16 protein-coding genes and 1 tRNA gene are annotated in these 17684 nt (G+C 71.9%); 6 read left to right on the forward strand and 11 right to left on the reverse strand.

What is annotated here, in order from left to right; translation table 11 throughout:
- The first annotated feature begins 57 nt into the window (after window positions 1-57).
- Together ABTZ59_RS14460 and ABTZ59_RS14465 are read left to right on the forward strand one after the other, a co-directional pair.
- Complete coding sequence (locus ABTZ59_RS14460) at window positions 58-1506, forward strand: peptidoglycan D,D-transpeptidase FtsI family protein (RefSeq protein ID WP_351396058.1); 1449 nt, start codon at window positions 58-60, stop codon at window positions 1504-1506.
- Window positions 1507-1759: 253 nt separating this feature from the next.
- Window positions 1760-2944 (forward strand): MFS transporter, encoded by a 1185-nt coding sequence (locus ABTZ59_RS14465; protein ID WP_351396061.1) that lies wholly within the window; start codon window positions 1760-1762, stop codon window positions 2942-2944.
- Here the strand turns inward: ABTZ59_RS14465 and ABTZ59_RS14470 are convergent.
- On the reverse strand, window positions 2913-4091 hold the full coding sequence (locus ABTZ59_RS14470) for a hypothetical protein (RefSeq protein ID WP_351396064.1): 1179 nt from the start codon (window positions 4089-4091) through the stop codon (window positions 2913-2915). The genes ABTZ59_RS14465 and ABTZ59_RS14470 overlap by 32 nt on opposite strands.
- Window positions 4088-5113 (reverse strand): 5-dehydro-4-deoxyglucarate dehydratase, encoded by a 1026-nt coding sequence (locus tag ABTZ59_RS14475; protein ID WP_351396066.1) that lies wholly within the window; start codon window positions 5111-5113, stop codon window positions 4088-4090. The genes ABTZ59_RS14470 and ABTZ59_RS14475 overlap by 4 nt, the downstream gene beginning before the upstream one ends.
- A gap of 266 nt (window positions 5114-5379) precedes the next feature.
- On the opposite strand from ABTZ59_RS14475, the gene ABTZ59_RS14480 reads away from it, so the two are divergent.
- Together ABTZ59_RS14480 and ABTZ59_RS14485 are read left to right on the forward strand one after the other, a co-directional pair.
- Window positions 5380-6189, forward strand: coding sequence for an NAD-dependent epimerase/dehydratase family protein (locus ABTZ59_RS14480; protein ID WP_351396068.1), 810 nt, complete (start codon window positions 5380-5382; stop codon window positions 6187-6189).
- Window positions 6190-6264: 75 nt separating this feature from the next.
- Window positions 6265-7509 (forward strand): TerD family protein, encoded by a 1245-nt coding sequence (locus tag ABTZ59_RS14485; protein WP_351396307.1) that lies wholly within the window; start codon window positions 6265-6267, stop codon window positions 7507-7509.
- Between the two features lie 126 nt (window positions 7510-7635).
- Here ABTZ59_RS14485 and ABTZ59_RS14490 read toward each other — a convergent pair whose 3' ends face one another.
- The 4 genes from ABTZ59_RS14490 to ABTZ59_RS14505 all read right to left on the reverse strand — a co-directional run bounded on the left by ABTZ59_RS14490 (window position 7636) and on the right by ABTZ59_RS14505 (window position 11255).
- Window positions 7636-7863: a hypothetical protein gene (locus tag ABTZ59_RS14490; protein ID WP_046495701.1), complete on the reverse strand. Its 228-nt coding sequence runs from the start codon at window positions 7861-7863 to the stop codon at window positions 7636-7638.
- A gap of 63 nt (window positions 7864-7926) precedes the next feature.
- The gene (locus ABTZ59_RS14495) at window positions 7927-9504 is read right to left on the reverse strand and encodes a TROVE domain-containing protein (RefSeq protein ID WP_351396071.1); all 1578 of its coding nucleotides are present in this window, start codon (window positions 9502-9504) and stop codon (window positions 7927-7929) included.
- A 217-nt stretch (window positions 9505-9721) separates the two neighbouring features.
- Window positions 9722-9787, reverse strand: a tRNA-Ser gene (locus tag ABTZ59_RS14500).
- A 49-nt stretch (window positions 9788-9836) separates the two neighbouring features.
- Window positions 9837-11255 (reverse strand): alkaline phosphatase PhoX, encoded by a 1419-nt coding sequence (locus ABTZ59_RS14505; RefSeq protein ID WP_351396073.1) that lies wholly within the window; start codon window positions 11253-11255, stop codon window positions 9837-9839.
- 105 nt (window positions 11256-11360) lie between these two features.
- Here ABTZ59_RS14505 and ABTZ59_RS14510 point away from each other — a divergent pair, with 105 nt between their 5' ends.
- The gene (locus ABTZ59_RS14510; protein ID WP_351396076.1) at window positions 11361-12125 is read left to right on the forward strand and encodes an SDR family NAD(P)-dependent oxidoreductase; all 765 of its coding nucleotides are present in this window, start codon (window positions 11361-11363) and stop codon (window positions 12123-12125) included.
- 145 nt (window positions 12126-12270) lie between these two features.
- On the opposite strand, the gene ABTZ59_RS14515 is transcribed toward ABTZ59_RS14510, so the two are convergent.
- Window positions 12271-13728 carry a hypothetical protein gene (locus tag ABTZ59_RS14515; protein WP_351396079.1) on the reverse strand — a complete coding sequence of 486 codons (1458 nt, stop codon included), beginning with the start codon at window positions 13726-13728 and terminating at the stop codon, window positions 12271-12273.
- A gap of 205 nt (window positions 13729-13933) precedes the next feature.
- On the opposite strand from ABTZ59_RS14515, the gene ABTZ59_RS14520 reads away from it, so the two are divergent.
- On the forward strand, window positions 13934-14077 hold the full coding sequence (locus ABTZ59_RS14520; protein WP_351396082.1) for a hypothetical protein: 144 nt from the start codon (window positions 13934-13936) through the stop codon (window positions 14075-14077).
- Between the two features lie 61 nt (window positions 14078-14138).
- Here ABTZ59_RS14520 and ABTZ59_RS14525 read toward each other — a convergent pair whose 3' ends face one another.
- The 4 genes from ABTZ59_RS14525 to dapD all read right to left on the reverse strand — a co-directional run bounded on the left by ABTZ59_RS14525 (window position 14139) and on the right by dapD (window position 17643).
- Window positions 14139-14843, reverse strand: coding sequence for an antibiotic biosynthesis monooxygenase (locus ABTZ59_RS14525; RefSeq protein ID WP_351396084.1), 705 nt, complete (start codon window positions 14841-14843; stop codon window positions 14139-14141).
- Between the two features lie 126 nt (window positions 14844-14969).
- Window positions 14970-15551, reverse strand: a complete 582-nt coding sequence (locus tag ABTZ59_RS14530; protein ID WP_503002841.1) for an SMI1/KNR4 family protein — start codon at window positions 15549-15551, stop codon at window positions 14970-14972.
- A 144-nt stretch (window positions 15552-15695) separates the two neighbouring features.
- A complete protein-coding gene (locus tag ABTZ59_RS14535; protein ID WP_351396089.1) occupies window positions 15696-16382 on the reverse strand; it encodes a DUF4232 domain-containing protein in 687 nt (228 codons plus the stop codon).
- A 262-nt stretch (window positions 16383-16644) separates the two neighbouring features.
- Window positions 16645-17643, reverse strand: coding sequence for a 2,3,4,5-tetrahydropyridine-2,6-dicarboxylate N-succinyltransferase (dapD, locus tag ABTZ59_RS14540; protein WP_351396092.1), 999 nt, complete (start codon window positions 17641-17643; stop codon window positions 16645-16647).
- Window positions 17644-17684 lie beyond the last annotated feature (41 nt).

The following is a 17684-nucleotide window of genomic DNA, read 5'->3' on the forward strand; positions in this document are numbered from 1 at the left end:
CTGAGAAGCGAGCGGGGCGGGAACGCCGTCCGCGCCGCCGCTCGTCCCTCATACGGGATGAACAAGACGATCAGACACACGGCGGTCATCTGTCTGCTGCTGGTGCTCGCCCTGCTGGTGCGGGCCACCTGGGTGCAGGCGTACGAGGCCAGGGCCCTCGCGGACGACAAGCACAACCGGCGGAACATCATGGCGCAGTACGCGCAGCCGCTCGGTGACATCATCGTGGCCGGCTCGCCGGTCACGGGCTCCAGAAAGACGGCGAGCGGCGATCTGGCGTACGAGCGCACGTACACGGACGGCGCGCTCTACGCACCCGTGACCGGCTACAGCTCACAGGCGTACGGCTCGACCCAGCTGGAGGGCATCTACTCCGACGTCCTGGACGGGACGGACAGCCGGCTGAAGAACCCACTGGACGCGATCATGGGCAAGCAGACCGCGCCGGGCGATGTTCTGACGACGATCGATCCCGCCGTGCAGGAAGCCGGATACCGCGCGCTGGGCGGCAAGAAGGGCGCCGCCGTGGCGATCGACCCGACGACCGGCCGGGTGCTCGGCGTGGTCAGCACCCCCTCCTACGACCCGACGAAGATCAGCGGCACCACGGACGGTGCCGCCTGGCAGCAGCTGACCGGGGACACGGAGAAGCCGATGGTCAACCGCGCGCTGCGGCAGCCGCTGCCGCCGGGCTCGACGTTCAAGCTGGTGGTCGCGGCGGCGGCGCTGGAGGACGGTCTCTACGGCTCGGTCGACGAACGGACCGACAGCCCGGATCCGTACACCCTGCCGACCACGACCACCGTGCTGCGCAACGAGAACAGCTCCGCGCCGTGTGAGAACGCCACCATCCGCACCGCGCTCGCGTACTCCTGCAACACCGTCTTCGCGAAGATGGCCGACGACCTCGGCCAGGACAAGGTCCGCGCGATGGCGGAGAAGTTCGGTTTCAACGACGCCACGCAGGAAATGCCGGTGCGCGCCTCACCGAGCGTGTACCCGTCCGGCATGGACCGGGCGCAGACGGCGCTGACGGGGATCGGCCAGTTCGATGTGACCGCGACCCCGCTCCAGATGGCCATGGTCTCGGCGGCCCTGGCCAATGACGGGCTGCTCGCCGCGCCGCACATGGTGTCGAAGGTGGTGGACGCGAGCGGTGACACCCTCCAGTCGTACCAGGACGGCGACACGCGGCGGATCGTCTCCTCGTCGACGGCCGAGCAGTTGCGCGACGCGATGGTGACGGTCGTCCAGGACGGTACGGGGACGAACGCGCGGATCGACGGCGCCGAGGTGGGCGGCAAGACGGGCACCGCGCAGCACGGCGTGGACAACGTCAACACCCCGTACGCGTGGTTCACCTCCTACGCGAAGAACTCGTCCACCGGTAAGGAGGTGGCGGTGGCGGTCATCGTGGAGGACTCGGGCGCGGCGCGCTCGGAGGTCAGTGGGAACGGTCTGGCCGCGCCGATCGCGCGGACGATGATGGCGGCGGCGCTGACATGACCCGGCCGGTCCGGAGCCGCCCGAGGCCCGGACAGGACCTAAGGCCTTTTCCGCGCCGGGGAGTAGGCCGTTCGCCCGATGCGCCGACCGGGGCCTCAGAGGCCATTCTGACGCCAGTACGGGGGCGTTCGGGACGGATTCCGGGACGGTTCCGCGCGGGTTCCGCGAGGGGTCTCGCGCGGGTTCCGCGCGGTTCCGCGAGGCGGAAGGGGCCGGTGGGGCGGTGCGGTGGGGCGGCGGAGGTCTCGGGAGCGTGCTCCGGGACCGTAACGCGGGTCTGTATCTGGCGGGTGTCGTCGTCTCCGGTTTCGGTTCGTCCGCGATGTGGCTGGCGGCCGGGGTCTGGACCAAGTCGCTGACGGGCTCGGACAGTCTGGCCGCGCTCACGGTCTTCGCACTGTGGGCGCCGGCGCCGGCGGGCCCCCTGCTGGGGGCGGTCGCCGACCGGGTGCCCCGGCGTCCCTTGCTGATCGGCTGCAATCTCGCCATGGCGGGGCTGCTGCCGCTGCTGCTCGCCGTCGACTCGGCGGACCGGATCTGGGTCCTCTTCTGTGTGCTGTTCGTCCACGGCGCGAGCGGTGTCGTCCAGGACGCGGCCGAATCGGCCCTGGTCGCCACGGCGATCGAGCCCCGGCTGCTGGGTGACTTCAACGGGCTGCGGATGACGGCCAACGAGGGCATGAAACTGCTGGCCCCGCTCGCGGGCGCCGCGCTCTACGCCCGGTTCGGCGGCGGCTCGGTGGCGCTGCTCGACGCGGTGACCTTCGCCGTGGCCGCCGGGTTCTTCGCGGCGATGCGCGTACGGGAGGAGCGGCCGGGCCCGGACCCCGCCCGCCGCCGGGCGCCGGGCATGTCCGAGGGCGTCCGGGCGCTGCGCGGCTCGGCGGTGGCGCGGCCCCTCGTACTGGCCGCGTCGGCGACGATGCTGCTCGCCGGGCTCAACGGCGCGGCGATCTACGCGGTGGTCGACCGCGGCCTCGGCCACTCCCCCGCGTACGTGGGGGTCCTGTACGCGGTGCAGGGCGCCGGTTCCGTGCTCATCGGGCTGGTGGCGGGCCCGCTGCTGCGACGCCTGCCGGAGCGGGTGTTCGCCGCCGCCGGTGTCGCGCTGTTCGCCCTGGCGGTCGCGGCGCGGGCGCTGCCGTACGACGCGGTGGTGCTGGCGAGCGCCGCCGGGGTCGGCATCGGGCTGCCGTGTGTGCTGATCGCGGCTCTGACGGCGGTGCAGCGCGAGATCCCGGCCCCGCTCCTCGGCCGGACGGCGGCCACCGCCACCACATTGATGTATGTGCCCAACGCGCTGGCGCTGGCGCTCGGCGCCGGTCTGATCGCGCTGGCCGGCCCGGCCGTCCTGCTGCCGGTGACCGGAGCGGCCGGGCTGCTGGTCGCACTGGCCCTGGCCGCTCCTAGGAGGTCCTGTCCGACAGCGCCTTGGTGACGGCCTTCAGATCCGCGTCCGAGGCCAGTCCCGCGTGATACAGCCGCAGTTCGGTCGCTCCGAGCTCCTTCGCCCGCGCGGCGTCGTCGGCGAGGGCGGCCGGGTCGCCTCCCATGCCGGTGACGACCGTGAAGTTCGCGGCCAGGACGGAGGCTTCGGTGCCGTGGCCCGCGAACGGGCTCAGCATCGCCTGTGCCGCGCCCCCGGTGCAGGGCAGGACGACCCCGTCCGCGACCCCGAGGATGTGCGCCGGGTCCACCCCGGCGTTGGCGCCCACGTGGTACGAGACCGGGTCGGCGTGCAACAGCACCTGGAAGTCGGGCCCGGCCGCCGCCCGTACGGCCGCGACCGCCCGCTCCTGGAGCGTACGGGCGACCGAGCCGCGCCATTCGGCGGTGACGGCGGCGAGATCAGCGCCGAGAAGCTTCTCCACCGAGGACCAGCCCGCCTCGGCCGTGCCGGTGACCCAGAGGGGCCCCAGCGCGCGCCGCACCGCGGCGGCCAGTTCGTCCGGCGGGGCGCCGAGGCCGGCGTACCCCTCCCGGCACACGCCGCAGAAGCAGAGCGACATCAGATACCCCGCCGCGTCACCGAGGCCGACGCCCGCGATCTTGTCGTGGGCGTGCAGATGCGCGAGCCCGTACCAGCCGCAGGACTCCAGCTCGGTGCCGCCCGCCCCGGGCCGTACGGCGGCCTCGGCCGCCAGCTCCACCAGATACGCGCCGACCGCGGGCCGGGCGATACAGGGCGCCCAGGGATAGCGGTCGCCGTAGGCGTTCACCACGGAGGTGTCGGGACGCTCGGCGCCGAGACGGGAGTTGTGCGCGAGGACCACCCAGCTGTGCACGGCGAGACCGGCGTCGGCCAGGGCCGTCGCGGCCTCGCCGTAGGTGTCGCCGGGGGCCCAGGCCCCTGCGGCGTACGGGCGCAGTTCATGGCGTGCCCAGCGGGCGTCGTCCACCGGGTAGAGGACCGCGGCGTGTTCGGCGGTGACCACGCGGTGGCGCGGGTGGCGCGGGGTCAGCGCGCGGGTGGAGTGGTAGGCGGAGGCGAGGGTGACCTGACGGACGCCGAGGTCCGCGATCCTGGCGGGGGCGTCCGGGTCGCCCACCACGTCCCACGGGTAGAGGAAGACGGAGGTCTTCACGCGGCGCCACCTTCCGTACCGGTCCCGGCGCCGCCTTCCGTACCGGTCCCGGCGCCCGCGCCGTCCGGACCGTCGTCCCCGTCGTCGCTCCGCAGCACGGCCCGGCCCCGCTCGATGATCTCGGCCAGCTCCTTGATGTGCGCGGGCGCGGGCTCGCTCAGCGGCGGCCGTACCTCCCCGACGTCCAGTCCGCCCAGCCGGACGCCCGCCTTGACGAGCGAGACGGCGTATCCGCGTCCCTTGCCGCGCAGTTCGACCAGGGGGCGGTAGAAGCCGTCCAGCAGACGGTTCGCGGTCGTGTCGTCGCCGGTGGTCAGGGCCCGGTGGAAGGCGAGGGCGATCTCGGGGACGAAGCAGAAGACGGCGGAGGAGTAGAGGGTGACGCCGATGCCCCGGTAGGCGAGACCGGTGAGCTCGGCGGTGGGCAGGCCGTTGAAGTAGAGGAAGTCGCGGTCCGGCTCCTCGGTGCGTACGGCGCTGATGATCCGCTGCATCAGTTCGAGGTCGCCGTATCCGTCCTTGAGGCCGACGATGCCGTCCACGCGGGCCAGTTCCACGACGGTCCCGGGGGTGAAGACGGCATTGTCGCGCTGGTAGACGATCGTCTCCAGCGAGGTGGCGCCCGCCAACGCGGTGTAGTGGCGCAGCAGGCCCTCCTGGTCGGCGACGACCAGATAGGGCGGCATCGCGAGCAGTCCGTCCGCGCCCGCCTCCTCGGCCAGCCGCGCGTACTGGACGGCGAGCGCCGTGCCGTAGCCGGCGCCGGCCACGACCGGGACACGGCCCGCGGTCTCCTCGACGGCCGCGGCCACGCAGGCGAGGAACTCCTCGGGGGTGAGGGCGTGGAACTCGCCGGTGCCGCAGCAGGCGAAGACGGCGGCGGCACCGGCGGCGACGCCTTCGCGGACGTGCGCGCGGTACGCGTCGAGGTCGAGCGCGCCGTCGGGGCCGTACGCGGTGACGGGGAAGAACAGCGGCCCGGCCACGTGAGTCAGGCGGGCGGCGAGCGGGGCTGAGGTCACGGGCGCTCCCTGGGCCATGCGTCGAGCGACGACCGCTCGTGCACAATTATGATCGATGTCCATATCCCTGAACAACGCCACGCTAGGGCAGCCGCGCACCACGGGTCAAGACGGAAAACCGCATCCCAGGGACGGATTCCCGCACTCCGGGCGACACTTGACGCCGCTTCGCCGCACTCTCTAGTTTGTCCACGCATGTGAATTCTATTTACGGATCTGAGTCTGTATCCGTGCCGCCGGTTCCGAGCCGCGAGGAGATCTCCCCCATGCCCGCACCCCGTACCGTCCTGCTCACCGGTGCCGCCGGCGGCCTCGGCACCCTGATGCGGGGTCTCCTGCCCGCGTACGGCTACGAGTTGCGGCTCTTCGACGTCACCCCCATCGAGGGCGAGCCCGACGCCATCACCGCCGATCTCGCGGACAGGGAGGCGCTGCGCGAGGCGGTCCGTGGGGTCGACGCGATCATCCATCTCGCGGGCATCTCGCTGGAATCCACCTTCGACAAGATCCTGCGCGCGAACATCGAGGGGACGTACAACCTGTACGAGGCGGCACGCGCCGAGGGCGTCGGCCGGACGCTCTTCGCCTCCAGCAACCACGCCGTCGGCTTCACACCGCGCCCCCAGGGGGACGACCCGCTGATCCCGGTCGACACCCCCCGTCGCCCCGACACGTTCTACGGACTCTCCAAGTGCTTCGGCGAGGACCTGGCACAGCTCTACTGGGATCAGCACGGCATGGAGACCGTCTCCGTACGGATCGGTTCCTGCTTCCTGGAGCCGAGCACCGTCCGCATGCTCTCCGTCTGGCTGAGCCCCGGCGACTGCGCGCGGCTCTTCCACGCCGCCCTCACCGCCGAGGGAGTCGGCCACAGCGTCGTCTACGGCTCCTCCGCCAACACCCGGCTGTGGTGGGACCTCACGAGCGCGCGTGCGCTCGGATACGAGCCGCGCGACGACTCCGAGCAGTACGCCGCGAAGCTCGTCGCGGAGCAGGGCGAACTCGACCCGGACAACCGGGACCACGCCTTTCTGGGCGGCGCGTTCGTCACCAACCCGCCGCGCTGGCCCCACTGAGACGCGCCGGACCCGATCGGCGGAAGGTAAGGGAACGGCAAAGCGGGGTCGTTCGTTACGTCTGGCATGACAGCTATGACCCCCGGCTCGAACATCCCCCTCCCCACCGCCCATGTGGCGGTGGACGTCGCCGCTCCCGTGCGGCTCGACGTATCGGGCCTGCTGCTCACCGCCGACGGCAAGGTGCGCTCAGACGACGACTTCATCTTCTACAACCAGCCGGCGGGCCCCGGCGTGACCTACCGCTCCGGCGGCGGCACGGCGCCCGACGCGATCGTCGTCGACACCAGCGCCGTGCCCGCCGGCATCGAGAAGATCGTCGTCACGGCGAGCCCGGACGCGGCGGGACAGAGCTTCCAGGGCATCGAGCCCACGGCCACGATCCGCGACGCGGGCAGCGGGGGCGCGCTGGCGACCTTCACCCCGCCGCGGCTCGGCGCCGAGACCGCCCTGGTGATCGTGGAGATCTATCTGCGCAACGGGGCGTGGAAGGTCCGCGCGGTCGGCCAGGGGTACGCCAACGGACTGGCCGGGATCGCCACCGACTTCGGTGTCTCCGTGGAGGAGCCCGCACCGGCCGCGGCGCCCGTCGCGCCCCCGGCGCCCGTCGCGGCACCGGCCCCCGTCGCGGCACCCGCCCCCGCCCGTACCCGCGCGGGCGCCGACCCGCGGATCCCCGCTCCGCCGGTGCCCGCCACGCCTCCGGCCGCTCCCCCCGCCCCCACCGCCGCGCCCGGCAGCGGCAAGATCAATCTGGACAAGGGCAGGGTCAGCCTCCAGAAGAACCAGACGGTGTCCCTGGTCAAGGGCGGCCGTCCGCTGCTCACCCAGGTCAAGATGGGCCTCGGCTGGGAGCCGGCGTACCGCGGCAAGGACATCGACCTCGACGCGTCCGTGATCGCCTACGGCCCGAACCGCAACCATCTGGACAGCTGCTACTTCGGCAAGCTCTCCATCCTCAACGGGGCGATCAAGCACTCCGGCGACAACCTCACGGGCGAGGGCGCCGGTGACGACGAGGTGATCATGGTCGATCTCGGCCTGATCCCCGCCGAGGCGACCGGTCTGGTCTTCACGGTCAATTCCTTCACCGGCCAGAAGTTCACCGAGGTCGCCAAGGCGTACTGCCGGCTGATCGACGCGGCCACCAACGAAGAGCTGGTGCGCTTCGATCTGACCAGCGCAGAGCCGCAGACCGGCGTGATGATGGCCAAGCTGATCCGGCAGTTCTCCGGCGAGTGGGAAATGACCGCTCTGGGCGAGTTCGTCAAGTCCCGTACGGTCCGGGGCATGGTCAAGCCCGCCGCGAAGATCCTCTGAGCGGCTCCCGGGGCCGCCCCCGGAGGGCGGCGCGCGGGCGGATCGCACAACGCCCCCGGGCCGTCGCGGGTCCTGAACGTCCGCGACGCCCCGGGGGCGGTGTCCGCAAGCCGCCGGTTCGGGACCTCAGAGCTTGGTCAGCTTGGCGAAGGGGCTCAGGATCCTCCCCTGTCGCCCCGAGAAATCGATGAGCACGGCATGGTCGCCCTCGACTCCGATGACTCTTCCCAACCCGAACTGATCGTGCGAGACACGGTCTCCCACATCGAACTGCTCGGGCGGGGGTGAGGCCGGGGCCTGGCGGTTGAAGGGACTGGACGGCAGGTGGCGCCGGGATCCGGCTGACTTTGTCATTGCTTGGAGTATGGGCCCAAGAAGCCCCGACGCGCCATGCCCGACCACCGACCGACGCCCGGATCACCCCTGCCAGGGCCAGCGGGCGTCCCGCCCCGCCTCCAGCAGCGGGACCATCCGGAAGGCCGCGTCGGTCAGCCCGCCGAACGTGTGCCGGTCGGCCTCGCCGGACGGACCGTGCCCGGTCCGGTACCCCGCGAGGTTCCAGGTATAGACCGGGACACCCGCCGGCACCCGCTCCGTCGGGCCGCCGCCGGAGCTGTACGCGGCCTGCTCGTCGGTGACGATCAGCACCCGGTCATGGCGCCGGTAGTGGGTACGGACGGCCTCGGCCGTGTTCGTACCACCGAGGTCGCCGAAGCGCTCCAGCACCTTCAGCACGGACTCGCCCCGCCGGTACTTCACCGGAGCGCTCCGCGTACCGAACTGCACCAGATCGGCATCCGCCGCCCGCATCGCTACCGCCGTTCCGAAGATCGCCGCGGCGTCGGCGCGGTTCAGCTCGGAGCGGTCGGAGAGCGGGGACCACATCGAACCCGAACGGTCGACCAGGATCAGCGACCGGCCGCGCAGCGAGGGCACGTTGGCCAGCGAGTGGCCGAGCGCCCGCTCCAGCGGATACGACCAGCGCAGCGACGGCGCGTGCTGGTACGCGGCGAGATAGCGGAACGGGAACTGCCGTGCCTTCGCCACCACTTCGGGATCCGCGATCCTCTCGGCCACCCGGGCGGCGGCCTCGTCGCTGACACCCGCCTGATCGAAATTCCGCAGATTGCGCAGCAGGGCCATCGCGCCCATCGACGGAATGACGGCCTCCCAGGCCGCCGCGTCCATCGGCCCCTGGAGCCAGCCGGCCAGCGCCTCCCAGGTCATCCCCGCCTCGGCGAGCCGCGCCGCCCCGTCGGGAGCGGTGATCACCGCGCGCCGCCGCTCGACCGGCACCTCCATCAGAGCCCGGTGGGCGGTGAGCACACGGTCCGACAGCGGCGGAACAGCCGCCTGCGGGTGATGCCTGCGATCGAGCGCGTAACGGAACAGCTCGCCCTGCCACGCCTTCGCCGGATCGGGCGAGGCATGCACCAGATTGAGGATGTCGCCGAATCGATAACCCTTCGCGGCGGTGTCGTACTTCAGCAGCGACTTTCCGTTGTAAAGCCGCCGGACCGCGTCCGCGATTCCACGCTTGACGGGCTTGGGCACAGCGCGGCCGTATCGCGAGATCCAGTAACCGAGCAGTTCACCGGGCTCGTCCGCGCGCAGCAGAACGGAGTCGACGACCCCACGGTTCGCCGGACCGTCCGAGGCGCCCGCGTCGAGCCGCGCCTTGACGTATTCGGCGGCGCCCACGATCGACGCCGTACGCAGCTGCCCCTCACCGCGCAGCCAGCCGAGCAGCCCGGCGGTCCACTCCGGCTCGGTGACGGCGAGCTTCCGCACGAGCGCGCGGAACCGCTCGTCACGCGCCTCACCGGACTCGTAAGCCGTCTGCTGGGAAACGAAGTTGGCGACGGCGAGCAGGAACAGCTCCGACTTCGCGTCACGCAGGACGCCCACGCCGCCCTCATGGGTACGGGAAACCGCGGTCGACCGCACGGGCGAAGCCGGACGGGCCTTGGCCGCACGGGTATTGAAACGGGACATCAGAATTCCCCCGAATTCCGGAAATGGATTCCAGGGAGGGCACGACGGAACAGCACCGCCGCGCCTCCCGAGATCAGAGTCGGCGGCGGCGTGATTCACCCAAAGAAGTAGCCGCTGCCCGCGCACCGGGAGGTGCGAGTGGTGTGTCCAGAGATCAAAGTCGGCGGAACCAACAGTCGGTGCTCTGCCCCTGAGCTACACCGGCCTGATGACCGGTGGCGGGATTCGAACCCGCGGCCTCCCCATTAGCAGTGGAAGTAAGTCCTGCCTTCGCACCTGGACAGGCATGACTTTAGAGAGGCAACGGGTCCGTCTGCCACGGGTTTTCGCCGTCAGTCGCGGGGGGTGCGCCGCCACGGGCCGGTGATGGCCAGCATGATGCCCGGCTCCTGGATATTGGCGAACAGCGTGCGGCCGTCCGGCGAGAACACGACACCCGTGAACTCGCTGTCGTTGAGGTCGTTGCGCGCGATGGGGTACGTACGTCCACGCTCCGTCGCCCCGAAGAGATGCTGAAGGCCCTCGCCGTCCTCCGCGATGACCAGGCCGCCGTACGGCGAGACCGTGATGTTGTCCGGTCCGTCGAAGGCACCGTCCTTGTCCGGGTCGGCGTTGACGCCCAGCAGCACCTTCAGCGTCAGCGTGCGGCGGCGCGGGTGGTAGAACCACACCTGACCGTCGTGCGGCACGCCGGGGCTCTCGTCACGGGCGTACGAGGAGACGATGTACGCGCCGCCGTCCGCCCACCACATGCCCTCCAGCTTCCTGGCGCGGGTGACGTCCTCGCCGTCGAACTGCTTCCGTACGGGCACGGTCTTCCCGTCCCGGTCCGGTACGTCCACCCAGTCCACGCCGTAGACCGTGCCGATCTTCGTGGCGCGCGAGAGGTCGTCCGCGAACCGGCCGCCCGCGTCGAAGCAGCGGGGCGCCTGGAGCACGCCCGCGTCGTCGGCGAGCCCGCGCAGCTGCCCGCGCCCGTGCTTGAAGCCGTGCGGCGGGACCCAGCGGTAGAAGAGCCCGTTGGGCGCGGAGTCGTCCTCCGTCAGATAGGCGTAGCCGGTACGGGGGTCGATGACCACGGCCTCGTGGTCATAACGACCGAACGCCTTGATGGGCTTGGGATCCCGGTTGGCGCGGCGGTCGTACGGGTCGACCTCGAAGACATACCCGTGGTCCTTGGTCATCCCGTTCTGCCCGGCCCGGTCGGAGTTCTCCTCGCAGGTGAGCCAGGTGCCCCACGGGGTCCGTCCGCCCGCGCAGTTGGTGGAGGTACCGGCGATACCGACCCACTCCGCGGTACGGCCGTCGCGGTGCGTCTCGACGACCGTGCAGCCCCCGGCCGCGGCGGGGTCGTAGACCAGCCCCTCGGTGAGCGGCACCGGGAACTCGTAGTCGCCCCTGGGACCGTCCAGCTCATGGTTGTTGACGAGCAGCGTCACCCCGCGCGGCCCCTCGAACGTGGCGGTGCCGTCGTGGTTGGACGGGGTGTCCTCGCCGGTCTCCAGCTTGGTCACACCACTGTGCGTGATGACCCGGTACGAGAATCCGGCAGGCAGCGCGAGCATGCCCCGCGGATCGGGCACGAGCGGCCCGTAACCGGGCGCCGGCACGGGCCCGGAGGCGACCTCGGGAGCGTCCTGCGCCGCCAGCGCGCCGGGTGCGGTGGCGAGCGCTCCCGCGGCGCCGGTCAGGACGAATCCCGCCCCTGTCAGTGCGGATCTTCCGGTGAATTCCCTGCGGCTCAGCGGCATCGCGGTCTCCTGAAGGGGCACGTGTGTCGGGGATACGCTCCCGACGCTCCCGCCCGCGGATAAACAGCGCTTGAACACCGCCCGACATCGAGAGGCCCGCTTTCCATGAATCTGCCGTCCACCGGCCGCCGCGTCCTCGTCACCGGCGCCTCCCGCGGCCTCGGCCGAGCCGTCTCCCGCGCCTTCGCCGCGCAGGGTGACCGCGTCGCCGTCCACTACGGCACCCGCTCCGCGGAAGCCCGCCGCACCCTGGAATCACTGACGGGCACCGGCCACACCCTGGTCGGCGGCGACATCTCCGACCCGGCGGGCGCGGCGCGCGTCGCGGACGAGGCGGCCGACGCCCTCGGCGGGATCGACGTCCTCGTCAACAACGCGGCGGTCAACGAGCCCCACCCGCTGCCCACCACGTCGTACGACGACTGGGCGGCGGCCTGGCAGCGCCACCTGTCCGTCAACCTCCTGGGCACGGCCCTGCTCAGCCACCGAGCCGCCCGCTCCATGATCGACCGCTCGACACCCGGCCGGATCATCAACATCGGCTCCCGCGGCGCGTACCGCGGCGAACCGGATCACCCGGCCTACGGCGCGACGAAGGCGGCGGTCCACGCCCTGGGCCAGTCCCTGGCGGTCTCCCTGGCCCCGCACGGCATCGCCGTCGCGTCCGTGGCCCCGGGCTTCTTCACCACGGAACGCGTGGCGTCCCGCCTCACGGGCGAGGAGGGCGAGTCGATCCGCGCGCAGAGCCCGTTCGGGCGGGTGGGCACGGCGGAGGAGATCGCGGGGGCGGTGGTGTGGCTGGCCTCGCCGGGGGCGGAGTGGTCGTCGGGAACGATCCTGGACCTCAACGGCGCGTCGCACCTGCGGTGAGCCGACGGGTGACGGTCCGTTGTGGCTGAGTCCGGTGGTGCGGTGCGGGTCGTCACCGGGCGGCACGCCGGGGCTCGCGCCCGGGACGGCATGCCCCGGCACCAGCCACAACGACCGCGACCCGCAACCGCACGGCGCACCGCACCTACCCCCGCGACCTCGCCTTGAACGCCGCCTTGCGCGCGTCCTTCGACGCCGCCTTGTCCCGGTGCAGCCGCCCCATCGCCTCCAGCACCTCCGCCGTCGCCGGATGCTCCACCCGCCACGCCGCCTCGAAGAACCCGCTGTGCTGCCCCACCAGGCCCTCGACCAGCTCCCGGAGCTCGTCCGGCTCCCCCTCCGCGTCCAGCTGCGCGGCGATCGTGTCGATGGCCAGCCAGAAGATCATCGACTCGGGCGGCGGCGGCACATCACCCGAGCCCAGCTCGGCGAGCCAGACACGCGCCAGGCCGCCCAGTTCGGCGTCGTCCAGGACCTCGCGCACCGCCGACTCGGCCTCCGCGCCGACCAGGGACAGCGCCTGCTGGCAGTGCAGGCGGCGCAGGGGCGCGCCCGGGTCCGTGCCGCGCGCGGCGGCCAGGAGTTCGTGTGCGGCGTCGGCAGGCGCGCGCCGGGTCAGCCACTGTTCGGTCTCCGCGCGCGCGGACAGCTCGGGGAAGTGCGCCACGCCGTCCAGCAGCGCGTGCGCGTCCTTGTCGGCGAGATCGCCCACCGCCGGCGCGTCGACCCCCGCCTCCAGCATCCGGGACCTGATCCCGTAGAGCCCGAGCGGCGTCAGCCGGACCATCCCGTACCGGGTGACGTCCTCCTCGTCGACCGGCAGCGACGCCTCCGGCGCGTCCCCCGCCTCCTCGACCATCAGCGCCTCGTCGACCGGTACGTACGAGACGAGCCCGATGGGCTCCAGCAGCCGGAACTGGTCGTCCAGCCGCATCATCGCCTCGGACACCTGCTCCAGGACGTCGTCGGTGGGCTCGCCCATGTCGTCGGGCACGATCATCGACGCGGCGAGGACGGGCAGGGGTACCGGCCCCTCGCCGCCCTCCGCGAGGGTGAGCAGATAGAGGTTGCCGAGGACGCCCTCCAGGAACTCCGCCTCCAGCTCCGGGTCCCAGTCCAGCGATTCGAGATCGATCTCTCCGTCGTCGCCGATGGCCGCGGCCAGATCGTCCAGAACGGGCGCGGTCGCGTCGGCGAAGACTACGTCCAGGGCGTCCAGCCAGAGGGACAGGATGTCCTGCGGGCTACCGGAGGTGACCACTCCGAGCTGCTCGCCGGTGGTGACGTGGCCCTCCTCGTCGGGGGCGGCGCCGTCCGGGTCGTCGACCTCCACGAGGCCCGTGTCGACCGCGACCCGCCATGCCTCGCCGGCGTACGCCTCGCCGTCGCCCTCGGAGAGCTCGTCACCGAGGTCGAGGAGTTCCGCCGCGGCGGGCAACTGCTCGTCGACCAGCTCGCCGCCGGGTCCCACCCGCGTCGCCGGCCCGGCCCAGCGTGCGAGGCGTACCGCGCGGGCGAGCAGTGGCGCGGTGAGGGCGTCCCGCGCCAGCTCCGCTTCCGAGGGCAGTCGCACCGGCGGCAGGGTGGGGCGGTCTCCGGGCATCTGGTGGTTCTCCTTGTGGCGTACGCGGTCGATGCGGCCTCCAGCGTAGACGTTTTTGGACCCATGCCACCCGGTTCATGTACTCGACAACCGACGGGCGTCCAGGGGCCCTTGACAACTGGCCTTCGCAGCCAAGAGATTGACGCGCGTAGAAGACCCCTCCCTCATCAGGGGAAGACCCCTCCCTCATCACCGGAGTGCCTTCATGCCGTCATCCGCGCCGAGAGCGGCCGCCGCCTTGGCCCTCGTCGCCCTCGCCATGGCCTCCGGGCCGCTCGCGGGCGCGGGTGCCCGCGCCTCCGCCGCCTCCGGGGTCCGGATCCACGGCATCTCGCGTTTCCGCCCCTGAGAAGCCGCGGTGGTCCGGCCCGACCCCACACGAGGCCGGGCCACCGCACTCGCCGCCTCGCTCACCCTCCGCTGAGGCTGATCGCGGGCGTGTACCGCGTCACCGAGCCGCCCTTCACTCCGGGGTAGGACCGCACCCGCTGCCACTGCTCGGTGGCCGAACCGACCCCGTTCCCTGGGGCGTCGAGGGCGGCGATATGCGCCTGCTCGCTCTCCCACTCCGCGTAGTTGAGTACGTGCGTGCCGTCGGTGCTGAGATGGAAGTGCGCGGAGATCCCACCGGGGGGCGTGCCGGGGTCGGTGCCGAGGGCGTCGAAGACGGCGTCGACCCAGCCCTTCTGGCGCTCGGTGTCGGGCCCCTCGAACTCCACCTCCACGAGCACGACACAGCCGGGCACCCGGGGTTCCGCCTCCGCCCGGGTCCCGCTGCGGTACAGCTCGTACGAGCGCAGCCCGAGGCGCTCGATCCCGGGCACGGCGGCGTCGATCTCGGCGTTGCGCTCGTCCCGGAAGGCGCGGGTGAACGCGTCGTACGCCTCGCGGTCGCGCCACTGCGAGTAGTGCCGCAGGGTGTCCCCGTCGTTTCCGGTGCAGACGCTGTACGAGAGCAGCCCGACGTCCGGCCATTCCCTGCTCCGCCAGGCCCGGGTGATGGCGTCGACCGTGGCCCGCTGCCGCTCGGGCGTGCCGACGCGCCAGGTGGAGACGAGGACGAGACCCACACCGGGGCGGGTGATGTCCGGAACAGTGCTGAGGTGCACAGACATGGTGGAACCTCCCTGTGGCGCACCCCCGCGGTGCGCCCGTGACCACCATGCTCGAATGTGAAGTGGGGTTGAGGTCAACGGGCCGGGAACCCCCGCGGGGCGCCGCCCCTTCGCCCCGTCAGCGCGTCAGACCACGACGTCGAACCACGGCCGGCGTGTGGTGGCCCAGTGCGCCACCCAGCCCGCGAAGCCCTCTTCGGCGGTGGTGTGCCCGAAGGCCGCCCCGAACGGCGCCGCGCCCACGTCGCTGATGTTCCAGATCCGCCCGCGGTGCGCACCACTGACGACCAGATGCCAGTACATGCCGCAGCCGTCCGTGCCCAGCACCACGCTCCCGTAGTTGTAGACCTCGTCGATGAGCGGCTCTATCTCCTCGTACGGACGGGGGTCGTCCTCCCACACCCAGGCCTCGGTGAGCGGGAACGGCTTCGCGAGATCCCGCTGCGTCTGGTCGCACCCCCAGTCGGCGGGCAGCGCCGCCAGGGGTATCAGCCCGTCGATATCGGCGGGCCCGTCGCTACAGCCGTCACAGATCTCCGCGACCAGCGTGCGGTACGGCTCGGGCAGGACGATTCCGTGCGCGCTCTCGAAGGCGCGTACCCCCTCCCACCCCAGCGGCGGCAGGCAGCGCTCCGACGGGAAGGCGGCGCGCAACGTGGTGAGTTCGCCCGCGTCGGCGTCGCCCTGGTCGGCGTTCTCGGTGTCCATGCTCTCCATGCCCTCCATGTCCTCCATTGCACCAGTACCCACTGACAGTCCGGCCTCTGCTACCCCGAAGTGCCCTATTGCGAACAGACCGTCGGTCACTCTTCGATGCCGATGTACGGGTGTACGGGCTGCCCGCCCGTCCGTTCACCACGGGTCCGCGGTCCGCCCGGGCGCCCACGCGGTGACCCGCAGTTCGGCGTCCGTACCGATGTCGACGAACAGCGGGAACGTGTCACGTTCCTCGCCCGGCGCCGCCGCGACGACCATATGGGCGCCGGTCGAGTGGGCCCCGGACTCGGTGATCCGGTTGTTCCACTGCACAACCGATCGCACGGACTCCCCCGGTTCCAGGGTCAGTTCCCGCGGGCCCGGGTCGTCGGCCGCGCCGGTGCTCTCGTTCCCCTGGATCACCTTCAGGTCGAGCGGCTCGCGGTCCTCGTCCAGGACGCCGATCTCCGGGTAGCCGCCCACGCGGTAGGGCTTGGTCCCGCAGTTCCGCAGCCCGATCGATACGGCCCGGATCCCCATGGCGGCGTTCACCTCGCCATGGCTGACGGCCACCCCCGAGGCGAGACAGCGGCCGGGAACGGCGGCGTCCACGGGCTCGGGTTCCCCGGGCCGGGCGGCGGGCGGCTCGGTCGGCGGCGCCGCCGAGGGCTCCGAAGCGGTCGCGGTCGGCGCCCCCGCCCCCGCGCCCCGCGCGGCGTCGCTCCCCGCGCCCTCGCCCCGCGCGGCGTCGATCTCGTTCTGGATGTCGGAGCAGCCGCTCGCCCCCGCCATCAGGACCAACGAGCCCGCCACCAAAGCCGCCGTTCGGCGTATCCGTGCCATGTGATTCCCTCCCCCGTCGGCCCCTACGGGGCACTCGCCGATCATGCCAGACGGCGCGAAATCACTGCCCTTTAGTGCTACTTCATCCTCACCGGGAGCAGATCTAAGCAGATCTTCACAGTCGCTCGGCGGGGACCGCCGGTATGAGCACGGCCGACGGGACCGGTGCGTGAACCACCGCGGCCCGCCGGCCGGGAGACGGCCGACGGGCTGCTGACGGCGTACGGAGCGCCGACCGGAGCCGCCGCCCGCGCCGCTGTGATCAGTTGTGGCTGTGGAGCACGTCGTTGAGACCGTCCCAGACCGCGTTGTTCGGGCGGGCCTCGACGGCGCCGGTGACCGAGTTGCGGCGGAAGAGGATATTGCTCGCACCTGACAGCTCACGGGCCTTGACGATCTGTCCGTCGGGCAGCGTGACGCGCGTACCGGCCGTGACATAGAGCCCCGCCTCGACGACGCACTCGTCGCCCAGCGCGATCCCGATGCCCGCCTCCGCACCGATCAGGCAGCGCTCGCCGATCACGATGCGCTCCTTGCCGCCGCCGGAGAGGGTGCCCATGGTGGAGGCGCCGCCGCCGATGTCCGAGCCGTCCCCGATGACGACGCCTGCCGAGATCCGGCCCTCGATCATGGAGGTGCCGAGGGTTCCCGCGTTGAAGTTGACGAAGCCCTCGTGCATCACGGTGGTGCCCTCGGCGAGATGCGCGCCGAGCCGTACGCGGTCCGCGTCGGCGATCCTGACCCCCTTGGGGGCGACGTAGTCGGTCATCCGCGGGAACTTGTCGACCGAGGTCACCTGAAGGTGCAGCCCCTCGGCGCGGGCGTTGAGCCGCACCGTCTCCAGTGTGTCGACGGCGACCGGGCCGAGCGAGGTCCAGGCCACGTTGGCGAGCAGACCGAAGATGCCGTCCAGGCTCTGGCCGTGCGGCTGGACCAGCCGGTGGCTGAGCAGATGCAGCCGCAGATACACGTCGTGCGTGTCCAGCGGCTTGTCGTCGAGCGAGGTGATGACCGTACGGACGGCGACGATCTCGACCCCGCGACGGGCGTCGGGGCCGATCGCCTTGGCCGCGCCTTCTCCGAGCAGTTCCACGGCCCGCTCGGCGGTCAGCCGTTCGGTGCCCGCCGGTCCGGGCTCGGCAAAGAGCGCGGGCGCGGGGAACCAGGTGTCGAGGACGGTGCCGTCCTCGGTGAGGGTGGCGAGGCCGGCGGCGACGGCGCCGGTGGTGCGAGGGGTGCTGGGGGAAGACGTGTCGGTCATGCTCCGAACTTAACGGTCCGGGCGGGGCGCGGGCGAACCGG

It is taken from the genome of Streptomyces sp. NPDC094034 (assembly GCF_040303865.1).
In the GTDB taxonomy this organism is placed as follows: domain Bacteria; phylum Actinomycetota; class Actinomycetes; order Streptomycetales; family Streptomycetaceae; genus Streptomyces.